The sequence below is a fragment of the Sinorhizobium fredii USDA 257 genome (assembly GCF_000265205.3).
Classification (GTDB): domain Bacteria; phylum Pseudomonadota; class Alphaproteobacteria; order Rhizobiales; family Rhizobiaceae; genus Sinorhizobium; species Sinorhizobium fredii_B.
Window position 1 is genome coordinate 4,132,156 of the sequence record NC_018000.1, and the last position, 16,887, is coordinate 4,149,042.

The 16,887-nt window shown below is 60.3% G+C and carries 12 protein-coding genes; 10 read left to right on the forward strand and 2 right to left on the reverse strand.

Translation table 11 applies throughout. The features are described from left to right. The first annotated feature begins 60 nt into the window (after positions 1–60). The 6 genes from USDA257_RS19340 (at position 61) to USDA257_RS19365 (ending at position 10,735) form a co-directional block, all read left to right on the forward strand. Positions 61–729 carry a CBS domain-containing protein gene (locus USDA257_RS19340; protein ID WP_041415441.1) on the forward strand — a complete coding sequence of 223 codons (669 nt, stop codon included), beginning with the start codon at positions 61–63 and terminating at the stop codon, positions 727–729. A gap of 199 nt (positions 730–928) precedes the next feature. Next, complete coding sequence (locus tag USDA257_RS19345) at positions 929–2,125, forward strand: acetate/propionate family kinase (RefSeq protein ID WP_041414421.1); 1,197 nt, start codon at positions 929–931, stop codon at positions 2,123–2,125. After that, the gene (locus USDA257_RS19350) at positions 2,122–4,491 is read left to right on the forward strand and encodes a phosphoketolase family protein (RefSeq protein ID WP_014764647.1); all 2,370 of its coding nucleotides are present in this window, start codon (positions 2,122–2,124) and stop codon (positions 4,489–4,491) included. Before USDA257_RS19345 ends, USDA257_RS19350 begins: the two co-directional genes overlap by 4 nt. Before the next feature lie 104 nt (positions 4,492–4,595). Beyond that, positions 4,596–5,228, forward strand: coding sequence for a Spy/CpxP family protein refolding chaperone (locus USDA257_RS19355; RefSeq protein WP_014764648.1), 633 nt, complete (start codon positions 4,596–4,598; stop codon positions 5,226–5,228). A gap of 737 nt (positions 5,229–5,965) precedes the next feature. After that, positions 5,966–7,231 carry a metallophosphoesterase family protein gene (locus USDA257_RS19360; protein ID WP_014764651.1) on the forward strand — a complete coding sequence of 422 codons (1,266 nt, stop codon included), beginning with the start codon at positions 5,966–5,968 and terminating at the stop codon, positions 7,229–7,231. Then, positions 7,232–10,735: an AAA family ATPase gene (locus USDA257_RS19365; protein WP_014764652.1), complete on the forward strand. Its 3,504-nt coding sequence runs from the start codon at positions 7,232–7,234 to the stop codon at positions 10,733–10,735. 486 nt (positions 10,736–11,221) lie between these two features. Here the strand turns inward: USDA257_RS19365 and USDA257_RS38560 are convergent, their stop codons facing one another. Both USDA257_RS38560 and USDA257_RS36180 read right to left on the reverse strand, forming a co-directional pair. Next, positions 11,222–11,608 carry a DUF4334 domain-containing protein gene (locus USDA257_RS38560; RefSeq protein WP_014764653.1) on the reverse strand — a complete coding sequence of 129 codons (387 nt, stop codon included), beginning with the start codon at positions 11,606–11,608 and terminating at the stop codon, positions 11,222–11,224. Positions 11,609–12,591: 983 nt separating this feature from the next. Continuing rightward, positions 12,592–13,347: a hypothetical protein gene (locus USDA257_RS36180; RefSeq protein ID WP_144051947.1), complete on the reverse strand. Its 756-nt coding sequence runs from the start codon at positions 13,345–13,347 to the stop codon at positions 12,592–12,594. Between the two features lie 158 nt (positions 13,348–13,505). On the opposite strand from USDA257_RS36180, the gene USDA257_RS19380 reads away from it, so the two are divergent. The 4 genes from USDA257_RS19380 (at position 13,506) to USDA257_RS36645 (ending at position 16,808) form a co-directional block, all read left to right on the forward strand. Next, on the forward strand, positions 13,506–13,856 hold the full coding sequence (locus tag USDA257_RS19380; RefSeq protein ID WP_041414424.1) for a hypothetical protein: 351 nt from the start codon (positions 13,506–13,508) through the stop codon (positions 13,854–13,856). A gap of 263 nt (positions 13,857–14,119) precedes the next feature. Continuing rightward, a complete protein-coding gene (locus USDA257_RS19385) occupies positions 14,120–15,664 on the forward strand; it encodes an AAA family ATPase (RefSeq protein ID WP_014764657.1) in 1,545 nt (514 codons plus the stop codon). 38 nt (positions 15,665–15,702) lie between these two features. Next, positions 15,703–16,503 (forward strand): hypothetical protein, encoded by an 801-nt coding sequence (locus USDA257_RS19390; RefSeq protein WP_223843345.1) that lies wholly within the window; start codon positions 15,703–15,705, stop codon positions 16,501–16,503. A 140-nt stretch (positions 16,504–16,643) separates the two neighbouring features. Then, positions 16,644–16,808, forward strand: a complete 165-nt coding sequence (locus tag USDA257_RS36645; protein ID WP_014764659.1) for a hypothetical protein — start codon at positions 16,644–16,646, stop codon at positions 16,806–16,808. The last annotated feature ends 79 nt before the right edge of the window (positions 16,809–16,887 follow it).

The following is a 16,887-nucleotide window of genomic DNA, read 5'->3' on the forward strand; positions in this document are numbered from 1 at the left end:
ATCAATCTCCTGCTGCGCGCGACGGCGTATGCTGCGCGGCTGAAACGGGAGTTCGATACGATGCTAGCAAAAGACATCATGAGCAAGAACGTGCTCTCGCTAAGCCCCGAGCACAGCATAAGTCATGCTGCGCGTATGATGCTCGAGAACAGAATAAGCGGCCTGCCTGTATGCGACAACAGCGGCAAGCTGGTCGGTATCTTGTCGGAGGGCGATTTGCTGCGGCGTGCGGAGCTGGGATCGGCTGCGGGGCGCGGCCAGGTGAGCGATAGACCGGAGCCGGAGGCCTTTATCAAGGGACATAGCTGGCGCGTCGGCGACGTAATGACGCGGGACGTTGTCACGGTTGATGAAGATGTGCCCCTCGGCCGCGTTGCCGCGATCATGGCCGCCAACGAAATCAAGCGCATTCCGGTCGTGCGAGCTGGCGCGATGGTTGGCATCATAAGCCGAAGCGACATCCTTCGGACGATCACTGAAGCCACGCCTGATGTTGTTGCTGTCGGTGATGAGGCAGTGCGGCGGGCCGTCTTGGCGCGGCTTTGTTCCGATCTCGGACTTGACCGAGGGTCAATCGACGTGACGATCGAGAATGGAAACGTCAGTTTGTGGGGACAAGTCGAAAGCGAGGCGATACGCGAGGCGGCCCGCGTCGCTGCCGAGACGATCAGCGGTGCCGGGGGCGTCAGGAACAGACTGCGTATTGTCGCGAATCGAGCGGCTGTCTAGTGGTATACCGAGAGTGTGCGCGCCAGCCATCGCGAGTGTCGCAATTGGATCGAGGTCGAGTCCTTCTCCCGAGACTGATCACGCAATCACTGAGCAGAACCGTCGCGGTATCACCCGTCCGTCACACAATCGGGGATCATATTCGATCGCCGCCAGTTGTGTTCCGGATATGACCCTCGGTTGGAGAAGGCCGGCAGAAATGCAGAATGGTCGAAACATCCTGATCCTGAATGGCGGCTCTTCTAGTCTGAAGTTTGCCGTCTGCGAAAGTGCGCGTCGTGACTCATGGACGTCGCGCGGCCGGTTCGAGCGCATAGGCACGTCAGACACGCTCTTCATCGTAACGGAAGGCCGGACGGAGAGCCGCCGCGACGCCGGCTCGATCAATCATGGCACCGCCACGAGCTTCCTGCTTGATTGGTTGGAGAAACGTCTCGGGCTCGCATCGATCGCCGCCGTCGGGCACCGGGTCGTGCACGGTGGGCTCAAATATCAGGCACCCGAAGTCATCGACGATTCTATGATCGCCGAACTTCGTCGGCTGCGGCCATTTGCCCCCGAACATCTACCGACGGAACTTGACGTCATCTCGGCCTGCACAAAGCGTCTTGAAAAGGTTCTCCAGGTCGCCTGTTTCGACACCGCCTTCCACCGGGACATGCCGGCCGTCGCACGCGTCCTTCCTCTTCCAAGACGGTTCAATGCGGAGGGGGTCCTGCGATACGGCTTTCACGGCATCTCCTACACCCACATTCTGGAAAGCTTGCGCACCAGTGCTCCCGAACTGGCGTCAAAGGGGCGTCTGATCTTCGCGCATCTTGGTAACGGGGCAAGCCTCGCCGCGATCAAGGACGGCAGAAGCATTGATACGACGATGGGGTTTACGCCGGCGGCGGGTATTCCGATGAGCACGCGGTCCGGCGATCTCGATCCCGGCATCTTCCTTTACCTGCTAACAAACTCAGGCGTCGACGCGACCGGTTTCGACCGAATGATCAACCATCATTCGGGCCTCCTGGGCATATCCGAAACGAGTGGCGATCTGCGCGATCTGCTCGACCGCGAGGAAAGCGATGGCAGAGCGGCCGAGGCGGTGGCCCTCTTTTGCTACAGCGTCAAAAAGCAGATCGGTGCCTATGCGGCGGCGTTGGGTGGACTCGATCTTCTGGTTTTCACCGGAGGCATCGGGCAGCATTCGCCGGTGATCCGCAAACGGATCTGCGACGGCCTTGGCTTTCTGGGTATCGAACTCGATCCGGCGCTCAATGCCTCCGCCAAGCCAGTCATCTCTGCCGCCGGAACCGGCGTAGAGGTTCGCGTGGTCGCCGCCGACGAGGAAGCTGTCATCGCAGCAGCAGTCAACGATATTCTCACCAGGAAGGAGACCTCCCGATGACCGGCCCCCTGTCGCCAGACCTTCTGGAGCGGATGGACGCCTATTGGCGAGCCGCCAACTACCTTTCCGTAGGGCAAATCTATCTCCGCGACAATCCGCTCCTGAAGGAAAAGCTCACGCTCGCACATGTAAAGCCGCGCCTGCTCGGCCACTGGGGCACGACTCCGGGATTGAATTTCCTGTATGTCCACCTCAATCGGCTGATCCAGGCACATGACCTGAACATGATCTATGTCACGGGTCCGGGTCACGGAGGTCCCGGTCTCGTTGCAAACACTTATCTCGAGGGCACCTATTCCGAACTCTATCCGGAAGTCAGCCCGGACGAGGCCGGGCTGAAGAGGCTCTTCACGCAGTTTTCCTACCCCGGCGGCATACCGAGCCATGTTGCAGCAGAGGTTCCAGGATCGATAAACGAAGGCGGCGAGCTTGGCTATTGCCTCATGCATGCCTATGGCGCGGTCTTCGACAATCCCGACCTCATCGCAGCCTGTGTCGTGGGCGACGGAGAGGCAGAGACAGGAGCGCTCGCGACGAGCTGGCACTCCAACAAGTTCCTCAACCCGGCGCGCGACGGGGCGGTTCTGCCGATCCTTCATCTTAACGGCTACAAGATCGCCAATCCCACGGTTCTTGCACGCATCAGCCACGAAGAGCTGGAGGCTCTGTTTAGAGGCTATGGCTACCAACCGCTGTTTGTAGAGGGGGCTGATCCGCGGCAGATGCATCAGGATATGGCGGCGGCACTCGACAAGGCTCACGGAAGAATTGCCGAGATCCAGCGGCAGGCGGGCAGTGCGGGATTTTCCGGTCGCCCTGCCTGGCCCATGGTCGTGCTCCGCTCTCCCAAGGGCTGGACGGGGCCGCGGGAAGTCGACGGCAAGAAGACCGAGGGCTCCTGGCGCTCGCACCAGGTGCCGCTTTCAAAGCTGGCAGAAGTGCCGGAACACCTCGGAATTCTCGAGGAGTGGCTCAAGAGCTATCGCCCGTGGGAGCTGTTCGACGAGAGCGGCCGACTTCGCGCCAATTTGCGGGACCTCGCGCCAAGGGGCGAACGCCGCATGGGAGCGAATCCGCACGCCAATGGCGGCCTTCTCCTTAAAGATCTCAACCTGCCGGATTTTCGCCGCTACGCGGTGGAGATCAATGGTCCGGGAGCCGAGACGGCGGAGTCGACCCGCATCGCCGGCCTTTATCTCCGTGATGTCATGAAACTCAACGAGAAAGAGCGGAACTTCCGGATCTTCGGGCCGGACGAAACGGAGTCAAATCGCCTGTCGCCGGTTTTCGAGGTAACAACTCGCGCCTTCACCGGCGAGATATTGGATAGCGACACGCAGCTATCTCCTGACGGCAGAGTGATGGAAGTGCTGAGCGAGCATCTCTGCCAAGGCTGGCTCGAGGGTTACCTGCTGACAGGTCGGCACGGCTTCTTCTCGTGCTACGAGGCCTTCATCCACATCGTTGATTCCATGTTCAACCAGCACGCAAAATGGTTGAAGGTCTGTCAGGACATCCCCTGGCGTAGGCCAATTGCGTCGCTCACTTACCTGCTGACCTCCCACGTCTGGCGTCAGGACCATAACGGCTTTTCACATCAGGACCCCGGTTTCATCGATCATGTGGGCAACAAGAAGGCCGACATCATTCGTGTCTACCTGCCACCCGACGCCAATACGCTTGTCTCGGTGGTTGACCACTGCCTCCGGAGCCGCGACTACATCAACGTGATCGTCGCCGGCAAACAGCCTGAACTGCAGTGGATGGACATGGACGCGGCCGTGGCGCACTGCCGGACCGGCCTCGGCGTATGGCATTGGGCCTCAAATGACGACGGCAATCCCGACGCCATAGTCGCCTGCGCCGGCGATGTCCCGACCATGGAAGCACTCGCGGCCGTGATGATCCTGCGGGAAGCATTTCCTTCGCTGCGATTGCGGGTCGTCAATGTCGTGGACATCATGGCGCTGCAAGCGCCCAGCCAGCACCCCCACGGTATCGCGGACGAGATGTTCGATCAGATGTTTACCCACGATAAGCCCGTTATCTTTGCCTATCACGGCTATCCCTCTCTCGTTCACCGGCTGACCTACCGCCGCACCAACCATGCCAACTTCCATGTACACGGCTACCAGGAGGAAGGTACTACGACGACGCCCTTCGACATGGCCGCTCTCAACGGACTTGACCGTTTCCATCTCGCCAAGGCGGTGGTCGACCGTGTTCCTTCCCTGGCCGCAGCGCGGGAGGGCTTCGCTCGTTTCGTCGAGGGCAAACTCGCGGAACACGACGCCTACATCCGCGAGAATGGAGAAGACCTGCCGGAGATTCGAAATTGGCAATGGTCGGCCTCCGAAGCGTCGTGACGACGGCAGTTGAACGACGCCGCGCTTGATTTGCATCAAGGTGGGTTTTCTCGGCTGGCGTATCTTTGAGGTGAATAGTTTCGCGAACGTGGAGGAGAAGCGAAATGGCGACACTGCGAACGGTACTGCTGGCGACTTCACTGCTCATGCTCGCGACGCCAGCCTTTGCCGAGGACGCACATCATCCCGAGGGCACAACCGGGCAGGCGAGTGAAGAAGCCGCGCAGCAGCTTCCCGCTGCCAACCCGAGCGCTCCGATGCCGAGCGGCATGATGTGCGGTGACATGATGGGCGGCATGATGCGAATGATGGCCGGCGGACAAGATTCGATGGGTATGATGACCGGTCAGGCACCTTTGGGGCAGACCGGCATGGGTGCGATGGCCCAGATGATGGCTCCCGAACACATCGAGGGACGTGTCGCGTTCCTGAAAACGGAACTCAAGATAGTCCCTGAGCAGGAGACATTGTGGAACGCGTTTGCCGAGGTTCTGCGTGCCAACGCCCGCGGCGCTCCGGACGGCATGATGCAGACGCCGCGGGGAATGGCAGGTCCCGCTGGAGCAGCCGCGACCCCTTTGCAGCATGTTGAACTGAGCGAAAGCGCCCTGGCCGGCAGGCTCGAAAGCGTGCGGAAGCTAAAAGCCGCGCTCGCTCCTCTCTATCGGTCGCTCAACGGAGCGCAGAAACAGATGGCCGACAGGCTGCTTGTGCCTCCGATGATGGGGATGATCTAACCGACGCAGGTGAGGAGTTGATTCCGATAAGAACGCGTCACGGTACTTTGCGTCAACGACGAGTTCGCAGCGAGAGAACTACTTGCTCGTGGCGATCGGCTCACCGCTCGGTGACCGAGGCCGTTGCCGATTTTGCCGGCTCAGCCAACGTCACTGGTTAACATCCTGTGTGAGCATCCGCTCTGGGGCAATACCGGACATCCCCGGAGCTATCGGCGAGCGTCCGCAACGGGTCGGAAGCTGAAGCTTGTTTTCGCTTGGCCGAGTTAGGATCAGCTCTGTTGCCGTTTGGGGACCATATCAGGCCGGCTGCAACTCTCCCTTTCGGGCTTCTGGGCCGCCCTCATCGCCGCCGTCTTCCTGCCATCAGCCCTGCCAGTCTTCCCCGAGTGCGTCCTTCGCCTGTAGAACTCAAGGCGGGTTATGAACCGCTGGAGCCACTAGTGTTTGCTGATGCCACTTTCTGTCGGCGGATATTCGGCGATATCGCGTTGGCAGTCCTCGATCAGCCTTCTCATCTTCTCTTTGTCGGCCATGATCTGTATCCCTTGATCGGTCAATGCGAGGGGAGGTTCCCGCCCTTGTCGCATCTCGGTCGGCTCCTATCCTCTCAGCAAATCAAGATCCTGGTCATCGAAGTCGGACAAAGGTGTGGAGAACAGAACAAAACGCGAATTGTTTGTCGCCTCGACTCAACCGCTGACGTATGAAGACAGGTCAATGCTCGAGGTACTACATTGGCCTATCGCTTCCTGCATACCGCCGACATCCATCTTGACTCGCCTCTGAAAACGCTGGCTCTCCGTAATTCCGAACTTTCCGATTTGATCGGAGTGGCGACGCGGCGGGCGTTCATCCGCGTGGTCGATCTTTGCCTAGAAGAGCGGGTGGACGCGCTCGTTCTCGCAGGCGACCTGTACGATGGCGATCAGACGTCGATGAAAACGGCTCGCTTCCTCGCCGAGCAGCTTCGGCGTCTTCACGAGGCGGGCATTCGAACGTTCATCATCCGTGGCAATCACGACGCCCTGTCGAAAATCACGGCCGAGCTCCTGATGCCGGAGACGGTCAAGGTGTTCGGCGCGAGCGCAGAAGCGGTCGCGATCGACCGCGGCGCCGGCAACTTTCCGGTAGCGATCCACGGCCTCAGCTTCGCAAAGCCGCACGCCCCGCAGAGCCTGCTTCGGCACTACGCTCTTCCCGTCCCGGACGCGGTCAACATCGGCATCATGCATACGAGCCTAGGTGGATCGGAGAAGCACGACCCCTACGCTCCGTGCAGTGTCGCTGACCTGCAGCAGAGCGGGTTCCGCTACTGGGCGCTGGGTCATATCCACAAACGGTCGGTCGTCGAAGACGCCGCCTCCGTCATCGTGATGCCTGGCATGCCGCAGGGGCGCGATATCAACGAGGACGGACCCAAATCGGTGTCCCTCGTGACGATCAAAGACGACCGTTCGGTGATCGTCGAGGAGCGGCACACGAGCGTCGCACAGTTCGAGCGTCTCGTCGTCGATGCCTCGCACGTGTCGGAGTGGAAGGACATGATCGCCCAGATCTCGACCGGCCTTGAGGCGCTGCGCTCGACATTCGCCGCTGATCACCTTGTGGTGCGCATCCAGCTCCATGGTTCCGACGAGCTTGCCTGGCGCATTCGTCGCGATGTGGATCTCCTTCGCACGGAGATGGAAACGCGCGGCTCGATGATCGGCAACGTCTGGATCGACAAGGTGCAGACCGCGTGCTCCGCACCCGGTGGGATCGGCTGCGGGGCAGGCGCCCTCTCAGAATTGGCGTCGATCATAGACGGCGAGGTCAGCAGTTCGACAGCCTATCATCAGGAACTCATTTCGATAGCGGAAGAGCTTCGCGCCCAGCTTCCGGCCGAACTCCGCGACATATTTGGGACGGACGAAGCGTCCTTCAAAGATGTGCTTGCCAACATTGCTCGGGACGGTTCGTCCGAAGTAGTGGCGCGCTTGCGTGGCGCCGTGGGAGAATGAATGCGCATAAACCGGCTCGATCTCGCTCGCTACGGCAAGTTCACGGACGGGGTCCTGGACTTCGGCTCACGGCCCGTCGGTTCGCCCGACCTGCACATCATCTACGGCCCCAACGAAGCCGGAAAGTCCACGACGTTCGATGCGATCGTGGATCTCATCTTCGGCATCGGCGGCTCAAGCAAGTACGGCTTCTTGCATCCTTACCCGACCATGCGTATCGGAGCGGACATCAACGTCGCCGGAAGAGATCGCGAGTTCGTCCGTATAAAGAGGCCTCAGAACAGCCTCCTCGACGGCATGGAGCGGATCCTTCCTGACGCAGACATCAGGGCGGATCTCGGGGGCATCGACCGGGACGCGTTCACCACGATGTTCTCGCTCGACGACGATACCCTGGAGAAGGGCGGGGAAGGGATCGTTGCCAGCAAGGGAAATCTCGGAGAACTGCTTTTCTCCGCGAGCGCGGGTCTTTCGGATCTGAGCCGGCAGTTGACCGCTATTCGCGCAGAGGCCGACGGCTTCTACAAGTACCGCGCAAAGAGCGGCGCACTTGGCGAGCTCAAGACGCGGCTGGCCGAACTGAAGCAAAAGCGCGATGCGCTCGATCTGCAGGCGAGCGACTATCAGCGACTCGTCATCGAGCGCGATCGGCTGGCCCGTCTGTATGATGAGGCGATCGACGCGAGGGCAGGGACGCAGCGAAGGATCGACGAGATCAGACGCATTCTGAACGCGCTGCCCGCCATGGCTCGCCTCAGGACGCTGAAGGACCACCTTACCAGCCTCGAGGTGGTTCCCGAGCCGCCTGAGGCATGGCGACAGGAAATCTCCGAGCTCAAGGGCAAAGAGATCGAACTGCGAGTGAAGCTGCAGGACGTTTCCCGTTCGATTGCCTCCGTCGAGGAGGAAATCTCGGGCATCGCCGTCGACCCCCTCGCTTTGGCGGCGGCTGCGCAAGTCGAGGAGCTTTCGGAGCTTAGAGCGCGTTATGTGACCGCTGGAAAGGACATACCCAAGCTGTCGGCTCGTGCGGCCGAGCTGTCGATCGAAAGCATTCTTCTTCAGCTAGGCAGGCCGAGTGAACAATCTCCAAAGCGCCTTGTTCTCGACGCCCCCACAGTCGGCTCCCTCCGAGCGCTCATCGGCTCGAAGTCGGGCGTCGACGCAACGCGCCTCGCAGCACAGCGGGAGCTCGCAAGGGTCGAAAGTGCCCTCGCACAGGAGTCCGAGGCTGGAGTCGATGCCGACCTTCTGATCCCGCCGGAGCGAGCCAAGGCGTTGGAAGCGCTCCAGACAACTATCAAGGTTGCGCCGAAATCGGATCAGGAAATGGCGCTACGGTCTCTGTCGCGGCGACGCGATGCTGCGTCGGCAGCGCTGTCGGAGGTCCTGGCTGGTTTGCACCCTTGGCGAGGCACCGCGGAAGAGCTTGCGTCGCTTGCCCGTCCGTTGGCTTCAAGGCTGGAAGGTTGGAAGTCAAGTTTCTCGAGCGTTGATGAGCAGCAGCGCGCATCGAGAGCGGAGCTGGAGCGGCTTGAGCCGGAGACACGGCGGCTGGACGCTGAGATCGAAGTTCTGCGCGAACAGGCCGGAAACATAGACGAGGCGACTGCGGCCGGCAGCCGCGCCGCGCGTGAGAAAGCGTGGACGGCGCATCGGCAGCTACTGGACGCAGCATCCGCCGAAGCCTTCGAAGCAGCGATGCGGGCCGACGATCAAATCGTCGCGCAGCGGCTCATTCACTTCGCGGAGATGAGCAGGCTGAACCAGCTTCTGCAACGTCGTGCCGTGGTCGAAGCGGACATTCAAAGCCACCAGAAAATTCTCGGGACCGCGGCGTCGAGGATGGAAGCCCTGCGGTCGGAAATCGAACAATCCTTCGGAGAGATGGCCTCGGGCGGCCCTCCAGTCTACGATCCCTGGGAGCTCGAAGAATGGCTCCGCATGCGGGACGCGGCGCTGAAAGCCAAGGGCGAACTGGCGGCGATCGAGCAGGAGATCGCCGAAGTTCGCGATCAGGTCGAACACGCGAAGCGATTGCTGGCGGAGGCGCTGACCAACGCGAAGATCACTTTCCATCCGAACGCCGACATTGCGGCGCTGGTTTCCGTGGCGGAGGAAGCGGTGGATGCTTACCAGAATGCCGCGAGCGCGGTCGCGAATGTCGAGCGGCTACGGAACGATATCGCCGAACGGAAGCGTATCCTGCAGCAGGCCGACGACACTGCCAAAGCATGGCTGGCGGAATGGGAGGCCGTCTGCGGCGCATGCTGGCTTCGCGAGCTTGGGCCCGTTCCCAACGTCGGCGCCGTTGCCGAAATCCTGTCAGTTCTCGAGCGGCTTTCGTCGGCGGTCGGGGAGAGGGAAGGGTTGATCGACCGCGTCCAGAAGATGGAGAAGGACAGGGCCGTCTTCGAGTCGAGGGTGCGCGAGTTGTCCGACGCGCTCGGTTTATCTCCGGACGAGACGCCGTTCGCGCTCTTCCAGGCAATCTCCGACAAGGCCAGGACTGCGGGCTTGAACTTGGATCGTCGCGAAAAGCTTCAACGCGATCTCGCCGACATCCGAAGAGAGGAGCATGACCTAAACGTCGCGCACGAACTGCTCGCAGCAAGGGTCGCCCAGATGCTGGAGTTCTTCGGCGTCGCAAGTCTCGGCGAAGTGGAGCGCAGCATCGACGTCTCGGTACGGCGCCGCGATCTGACGAGGAACATTGCGGAAACAGAGCACGAGCTTCTCCAGATAACCGGCGCAGCCGCCATGTCAGAAGTCGAGGAACTTGCGGTCGGAGCCGACAGGCCGGCGCTGGCGGAAGAGCTCGCCAGACTCACGCCTGTTCTCGACGACCAGGATGCCAGGTGCCGCGAGGTCTTCCACAACCGATCGAAGGCCCAGGACGCGTTGGATGCGATCGGCGGCGACGCGAAGGTGGCAGCATTGGAGGAACATCGACGGACAACGCTTCTTGAAATCGAGGAAAGCGCCCGTCGCTACATGGAGTTGCGCGCGGGCGTGGCCGCTGCGGAGCATGGCTTGAGGATTTATCGGGACCGTCATCGTAGTGGCATGATGGCTCGTGCATCCGATGCGTTCAGGACAATCAGTCGAGGAGCCTATCAGGGTGTCGCCGCCCAGCCCGGAAAGGACGGCGACGTCTTGATCGCCCTGTCAGCCTCCGGCGGATCGAAGGCGGCGAACGAGCTGTCGAAGGGGGCTCGATTCCAACTGTATCTGGCACTCCGCGTTGCCGGGTACCATGAGTTCGTCGCCAACCGGACGCCGACCCCTTTCATCGCCGACGACATCATGGAAACGTTCGACGACTTCCGTGCGGAAGAAGCATTCCGCCTCTTTGCCGACATGGGCATGCAGGGGCAGGTGATCTACCTTACCCACCACAGGCACTTGACGGAGATCGCCCGGAAGGTCTGCCCAAGCGTCCGGCTGTACGATCTCGAAGAGGTGGCGAGGACAGGAGGATTGCGCGTCGTTGCCGCAGAATAGAATGGAGCTCGAACGTTCCTTGTGGTGAACCGCAGCGTTCCGCCCGCCCCGCGGAGTTGGCCGAACGCATCCAGGGAAAACGCGATCGCGTTCGCCACAACGTGCTGGCGGCGGGCCTTGCCGTTCCGCCGTGAGCAGCTTTCCCTGAAGCCAGCCCGTACGATCACCGCTTTGCCTTTCGTGCGGGAGATAGGCGCACATCCGCCGCATTCATCGCGGCCTGAAGGAATGTCACGCGCGCATATGTTCCCATTTTCGTTCTCGGCGTCAAAGTCCCCTTTAGAATCCTGTAGGCGCCCTTGGGACAGGGCGCTTTTTGAGGAAGCCGCTACGGGATCGCCAGCGGTATCCTTCAGCGCGGCGGGCGAACAGCAGCTACAATACGAGACGTTCCTGACTTCCTCCGGAAGATGCGGGTTCGACTTCCGCCACAGGCGACTTCGCACAATGATGTAGCGGCCATCCGGCTTCTCAAGAACGGTTCCTTCACCTGTGCCCTCGGGCTTCCGCTTTCGTCAGCCTGAAGAAGAACCGTCTCGGGTCGCGCTCGACGACCATCATCCCGGCGACCTGGTTGCCGTCGATCCTGCGGAAGTAGTCCGTGATCGGCTGCCGGTCGTAGACCATCGCCGCGGTCATCACGTTGTCGTCCTCCCGCATCTGCAACGACGCCGTCGTGCCCCCGGCACGAACCCTTGTCCGGATGCCTTCGCAGGCATGCAGCAAAACATTGATTACGAGTTCGCGACCGTCCCTGCTTATGCCGAACCCATGCGGCCGTTCTACCGCCAAACCCAGTGCAACCAATCGCTCGCCGATCAATTGGGGGATGACCTCCGTAGGTACTCGGCCGACTTTCGATTTCCGCCTCATGCTTCATCGCCGCCATGTCTCGGCGCCTCCTCATGACCCTGCCGTTGCGACCACCTCGACTACTATTAAAAGTCGGTCGCTATTGCGAAATGATCGGATCCACGCAGATCACAGGCTCTCACCGCCCGGCCGTCGAGGAGCGCCGGAGCATGGCAGGGAAGGCGCGCGGAACATCGCTCGCTCGCTCGCCTAGACCGCCAGATGGTCGATAGCAGCGTCCGCAACGGCGGTATCGTCGTAGGTTCGTCCGAGTCCTTCACTGAGGATCGCAATTCTCAGTTCACACCAGGGGTTTCGACAAGATCGTCGAAGCCGTCGCCACTCGTGCACCCCGCAGCCGGGAAGGGGGTTTCTTGCATTCGAACGGCTTGAGTTCGCAGTCCGCGAATTCGGCAGCGACCTTTCCCTGCTCGAAGCTGGTGTTGTAGTCCCATGCAATAGATCACCGCCCGGCCTTCCGCAGCCGCCTCGTCTGCGACCTTCTTCACGGCGCGACCACGCGCTCCCGCTCGGCTGCGTTGCGCTTGTCCGCCTCGACCTGTCGCTCGAAGCCGCGCGCGATCGCTTCGACCAGCTTTGGCGGCACCCTGCGTGCCTCGATCGCATTGGAGCATGCACCGTTAATATTGCACTTCAAGTGGACGGGCAGGAGGTCAGGAGGTCCACACGCACGGTGCCCCGGTTGAAGCGACCAGTCTTCCCCACCTGGGGAATGCCAGCGGACGACAGCAGCCTCCCTTGGCACCGCCGGTGATCCGAACGTCCCGAAAACGGCGTTGGTGTTTCGATCCGGAGTGACGTCGTATTCGGTAGCGGGATTAATCGGAATCTTGGAGATGACCGTGACTTCCAAGCCCTCGTGGGCCGCGGTCGCGGGTATGGCCAGATCCGTGACGGCCGCATGGTACTCCGGCCAGCCGAGATGCTTAGTAACGATTTCTGCGCCTCTGCGTCACGCCGAGGCTAGGCTGACCATGGTCCATCTATTCATCAGCAACGAACTTGCCGACGCGCCCACTATCCATAAGCCATTTGATATCCTGACCAGCGATATCGTCGCAACTGAAGTCGCTTCGACCTGAAGAAACAAACTCAACCTGCTGCCCCGACAGCGCTATTCCTTCGTAGGTATCCAGCGGATTTTTCGAGCAGGCCTTCAAGAATGACGCGAGGTTGGGAGAAATTTCCTCAGCCCACTCCAGCATGAGATGCCGCGTTGACGTGGGGGCCGTCCCGTAAGGCCAGTGCTGTTTCAGGAAAAGACATGGCTGACAATCGTCGTACGGAGGCGGCTCTCGCCGACCGGCATGAAATAGCACGAAACCTTCTGGATCGATCGACCAATTTCCTGCCGTCAGCATCATCCTGACGCAGGCCGATGCACAAACGGAATTGGCTGGCACCAGCAAAGGTAGGCCAATAGTTCGTAGAACAAGGCCGCCGGCTGTCGCGGCAAATCCGTACCCTCCAGGTCCCCAGATAAGCACACGCGACAAATGGTGAGAGCGCTCGCGGTAAGCAATCGCGATACGAACGGGCGTGGCATAATCGATGCCTCCATCCACGACGAGATCATCCGGATTTGCCTGGGTAAGCGCCTTAAACTTCCGGTGCTGTACAACGACCCGATGATGGGTTTCGCAATAATGATCAACAACAAACCATGAGACCACCACAATAAAAAGGCCGCCACATAACCAGATGCCTGCGGAAAGAAGATTTAATACCAAGCGTCGCAACTGCCATCTCCTTAATGAAATGGCGCCGCTCTACCGCGCACAGTTAAATGAAGTGTTGACGTGAGAACCGGGTGAAGGTCCTCCCACTCGGAATTCGGCTGATGGCTTTCAGCCGGTAGGTTCGGCAGCAATAATAGTAGCCTACCGGGAGACAAAAAATGACAGAAACGCTCAGCAACGAATTGGTCCCGCGCCGAATTGCGATGAACCGGATTGCTGGCAACGGGACTTTTCATCTGGTTTTCGTGATCGGCACGTTCGCGGCCTTGGTCGAAAAGGTTTTGAACAGCAGCACAGACTCACCTCTAATCGCCCTGGCGACCCTGATCCTCCTTTGTGTAGCTTGTTTCCTGTGTTTAGCGGGCCTTGTCGAATTCCGCGCGGCAGTGGCTGCTGGCCGAGGCAATTACATTCGCCCGGCGAGAACCGTTCTGGTTGGTTTCGCGATGGTAGCAGTGCATATTTTTGCTAAGGCGTCCTACTGCTGCGCTCCCCTCGGCTACCGATAATCTTGTGCGCCATTCAGTTCGGCTTTTGGCAAACGCGGCGGGCCTCGGGACCGCCGCGACGGCCTGCGCCGCGTCCCCCCGCGGGGAGGTCAGCCGAGTGAGGATCGGTAGGCGTCCAGGACCCGCGGAGATGGAAGCCTAGGGGTCGCGGATCGCAGTTGGCAAGAATTCAGCACGAGGTATAGCAGTGCCTTCTCACGTTGGAATCGCAAGCAAGCAAGTCTACCGTGCGTTAGGGTCGAATCAATTCAAGCGCTCGCACGATGTTCTTTCGAGTATTTTCCGCCGCTATTCCAGCCGACGCGAGAGACTGCGCCTACCTGATGGTGGACAACTGGGATGACTGGTTCTCGTTCCGGACCATGTTCACAGTCCTTGTCATCGATGAAACCGGCGTTCGACACCAGGTAGGCTCAGTCAAGATCGGGCGTATAGGACTCCAGCCAAGTCGCGAACTCAAGCCGGGACAACGTGCACCGGAACTCTACCCGGAATTCGACGAGCTTCCTGAAGGCTATTTCTCTCTCGGCCAGGGCGAGGATTATTATGAGTCCCTGAACAAGCTTAGTGACGCGCAGCGGCAGAAGATGCTGGAGGGCCTACGAGACGTTGCGTTCAATCTCGCCCTGTTCGACCAGGTCCAGCACGAACCTTCGATGACGACTTCGCTTCTGCGAAGCGTAAGCGCCAAGAGCGTCACGGGCCGTCTTCATCGCCTCACGACCGGGGATGCGGAACTGACGAAGTTCAGCTTCCTCTATACGCTGCCGCCCTCGATCGCACCGGAGGGTGTGACTTTTGAACCGCCCACGATGAGCTTCGAGGTCGTGCCGGATTCGGAGCCACCGTCGAACGTGCACGTGTTGATCGGTCGAAACGGAGTGGGGAAGACGCGAGCAATGAAGGGCCTGATCAAGGCGTTGCTCGACAGACACGACAAGGCTCCTGACTCTGGCGGTGGGGTCGTCTTCAACGCCGAGCGTGCGGGGGAGGGACAGTTTTCCAGCCTTGTGCTTGTATCGTTCAGCGCTTTCGACGATTTCGCGATTGTTCCAGCGGTCACCGACCCGATTCCGATAGAGCAGGTTGGCCTACGCGACACGGCCCCGGATTCGCAGGACCGGACTTTGAAGATCGGAAAAGCTCTTGCGATCGACTTCCGTAAGAGCCTGGATCGGTGCAGGACGGGCCTGAGGGCGTCCCGATGGCGGGAGGCAGTTGCAACACTTGAAGCCGATGATCTGTTCGCCGAAGCGGAGATCAGTGAGCTTCTTGGTGGGGAGGGGGATGAGTGGGCCGCAGCCACGGAAGAGCGTTTCGGTCGGCTCAGCTCCGGACACGCTATCGTTCTACTGACGATTACACGCCTGGTCGAACTCGTCGACGAGCGAACATTGGTGATGATCGACGAGCCGGAGGGCCATCTCCATCCTCCGCTTCTATCCGCATTCATTCGTAGCCTTTCCCGGCTCCTTGTCTCACGCAATGGCGTCGCCATCGTCGCCACGCACTCTCCCGTAGTGCTCCAGGAAGTTCCGAGATCGTGCGCCTGGAAGCTCCGGCGATCCGGTCGGAAGTCCGAGGTCGAACGGCCAACTATCGAAACCTTTGGAGAGAACGTCGGCATCCTGACGCGCGAAGTCTTCAGTCTCGAGGTAACGCGAACAGGATTCCACCGCTTGCTCGTCGAGGCAGTATTCGAGCGCAGACTCAGTTACGACCAGGCCGTCGCTCAGTTTGGGGATCAGCTTGGGACAGAGGCGAAGGCGATCATCCGGGCGCTTGTTCTCGAGAGGGACCGGTCTTAATGAGATCGCTCCCGAGGCCGCCATTCGCGGCAAAGAACGTGCTTGACGCCTGCGTCAACAGCATTCGTGACGAAGGGCTGAACAAGAACCTCTTGCTTGCTTCGACCGGGATTATCCTCGCAGAACTCGATTACCTGAATCAAGGTTTGGGGATGACGCTCTACTCGATCCCCGGATCCAACCTCGTAGCGTCGGCGCTTACAACAGCGGATATGAAGCGCGTGTACTCCGGCACCTTCGTGAAAAGCAAAGGCACTCGAGGACTATATGATCAATTGAAGGCGGCGCCAAAGAACGACGTGTGCCCGTTGTGCGCCCAGCGAACTGTCTCGACGCTCGATCACTATCTCGCGCAGGCGATACACCCGACGCTTACAGTTGTCCCATTGAACCTCGTCCCGGCTTGCGCGGAATGCAATAAGCTGAAGCTTGACTACCAGCCAACGTCGGAAATCCAACAGAGCTTCCACCCTTACTTCGACGACTTCGACGATGCCCAGTGGCTGGTGGCGGAAGTCGTGGAAACGTCGCCGGCGGCCGTCCGTTTCTCAGTATCTGCCCCAGCCGGATGGAATGCCACGAAAATCTCGCGGGCGGCATCGCATTTCGAAACGTTCCGTCTGGCATCGCTTTACGCCAGTCACGCGGGCGTCGAAATCAGCAACATCCGATATTCGCTGGAGCGGGTGGCGTCGTCCGGAACCGCCGATGATGTTCGGCTTCTCCTTTCCGACAGAGCCGAGAGTGCCCGGCGTGCCCAACTGAACGCCTGGCAAACCGCTACCTATCAGGCGCTTGCCGCATCCGACTGGTTTTGTTCCGGCGGCTTCAGGGCATAGGACTGCGCTGGTGGCACGGATACTCCAAGTGCCAGGCATGTCGCTGTGAGTTCTCCGTCACGACCGGTACAGTCTTCGCATTAGCTTCCAGGACATCCTGGCGGGCTCTGGTTCTCCGTGAACTCGGTCAAGGGGAATCGGTGCTGAAGGGGCGTCCAGGAACCATCGGGATCGATGGTCAAATCGTCGTGCTGGTGTCGCTCAAGGCGCTGGCAGACATCCTGTGCGGCAACGGACTGGAAGAATTCAAGCACGTTGTCGCGCGTGTTCCAAAGGGGAGGCGTCGCATCGTCTCGAACCGATAGCTTCAGCCGGTTCCACAGGATAGGTCGCGAAGCCGACGAGGCACGGGAGACGCGACGTAGTTAGGATTCGACCGCTGGT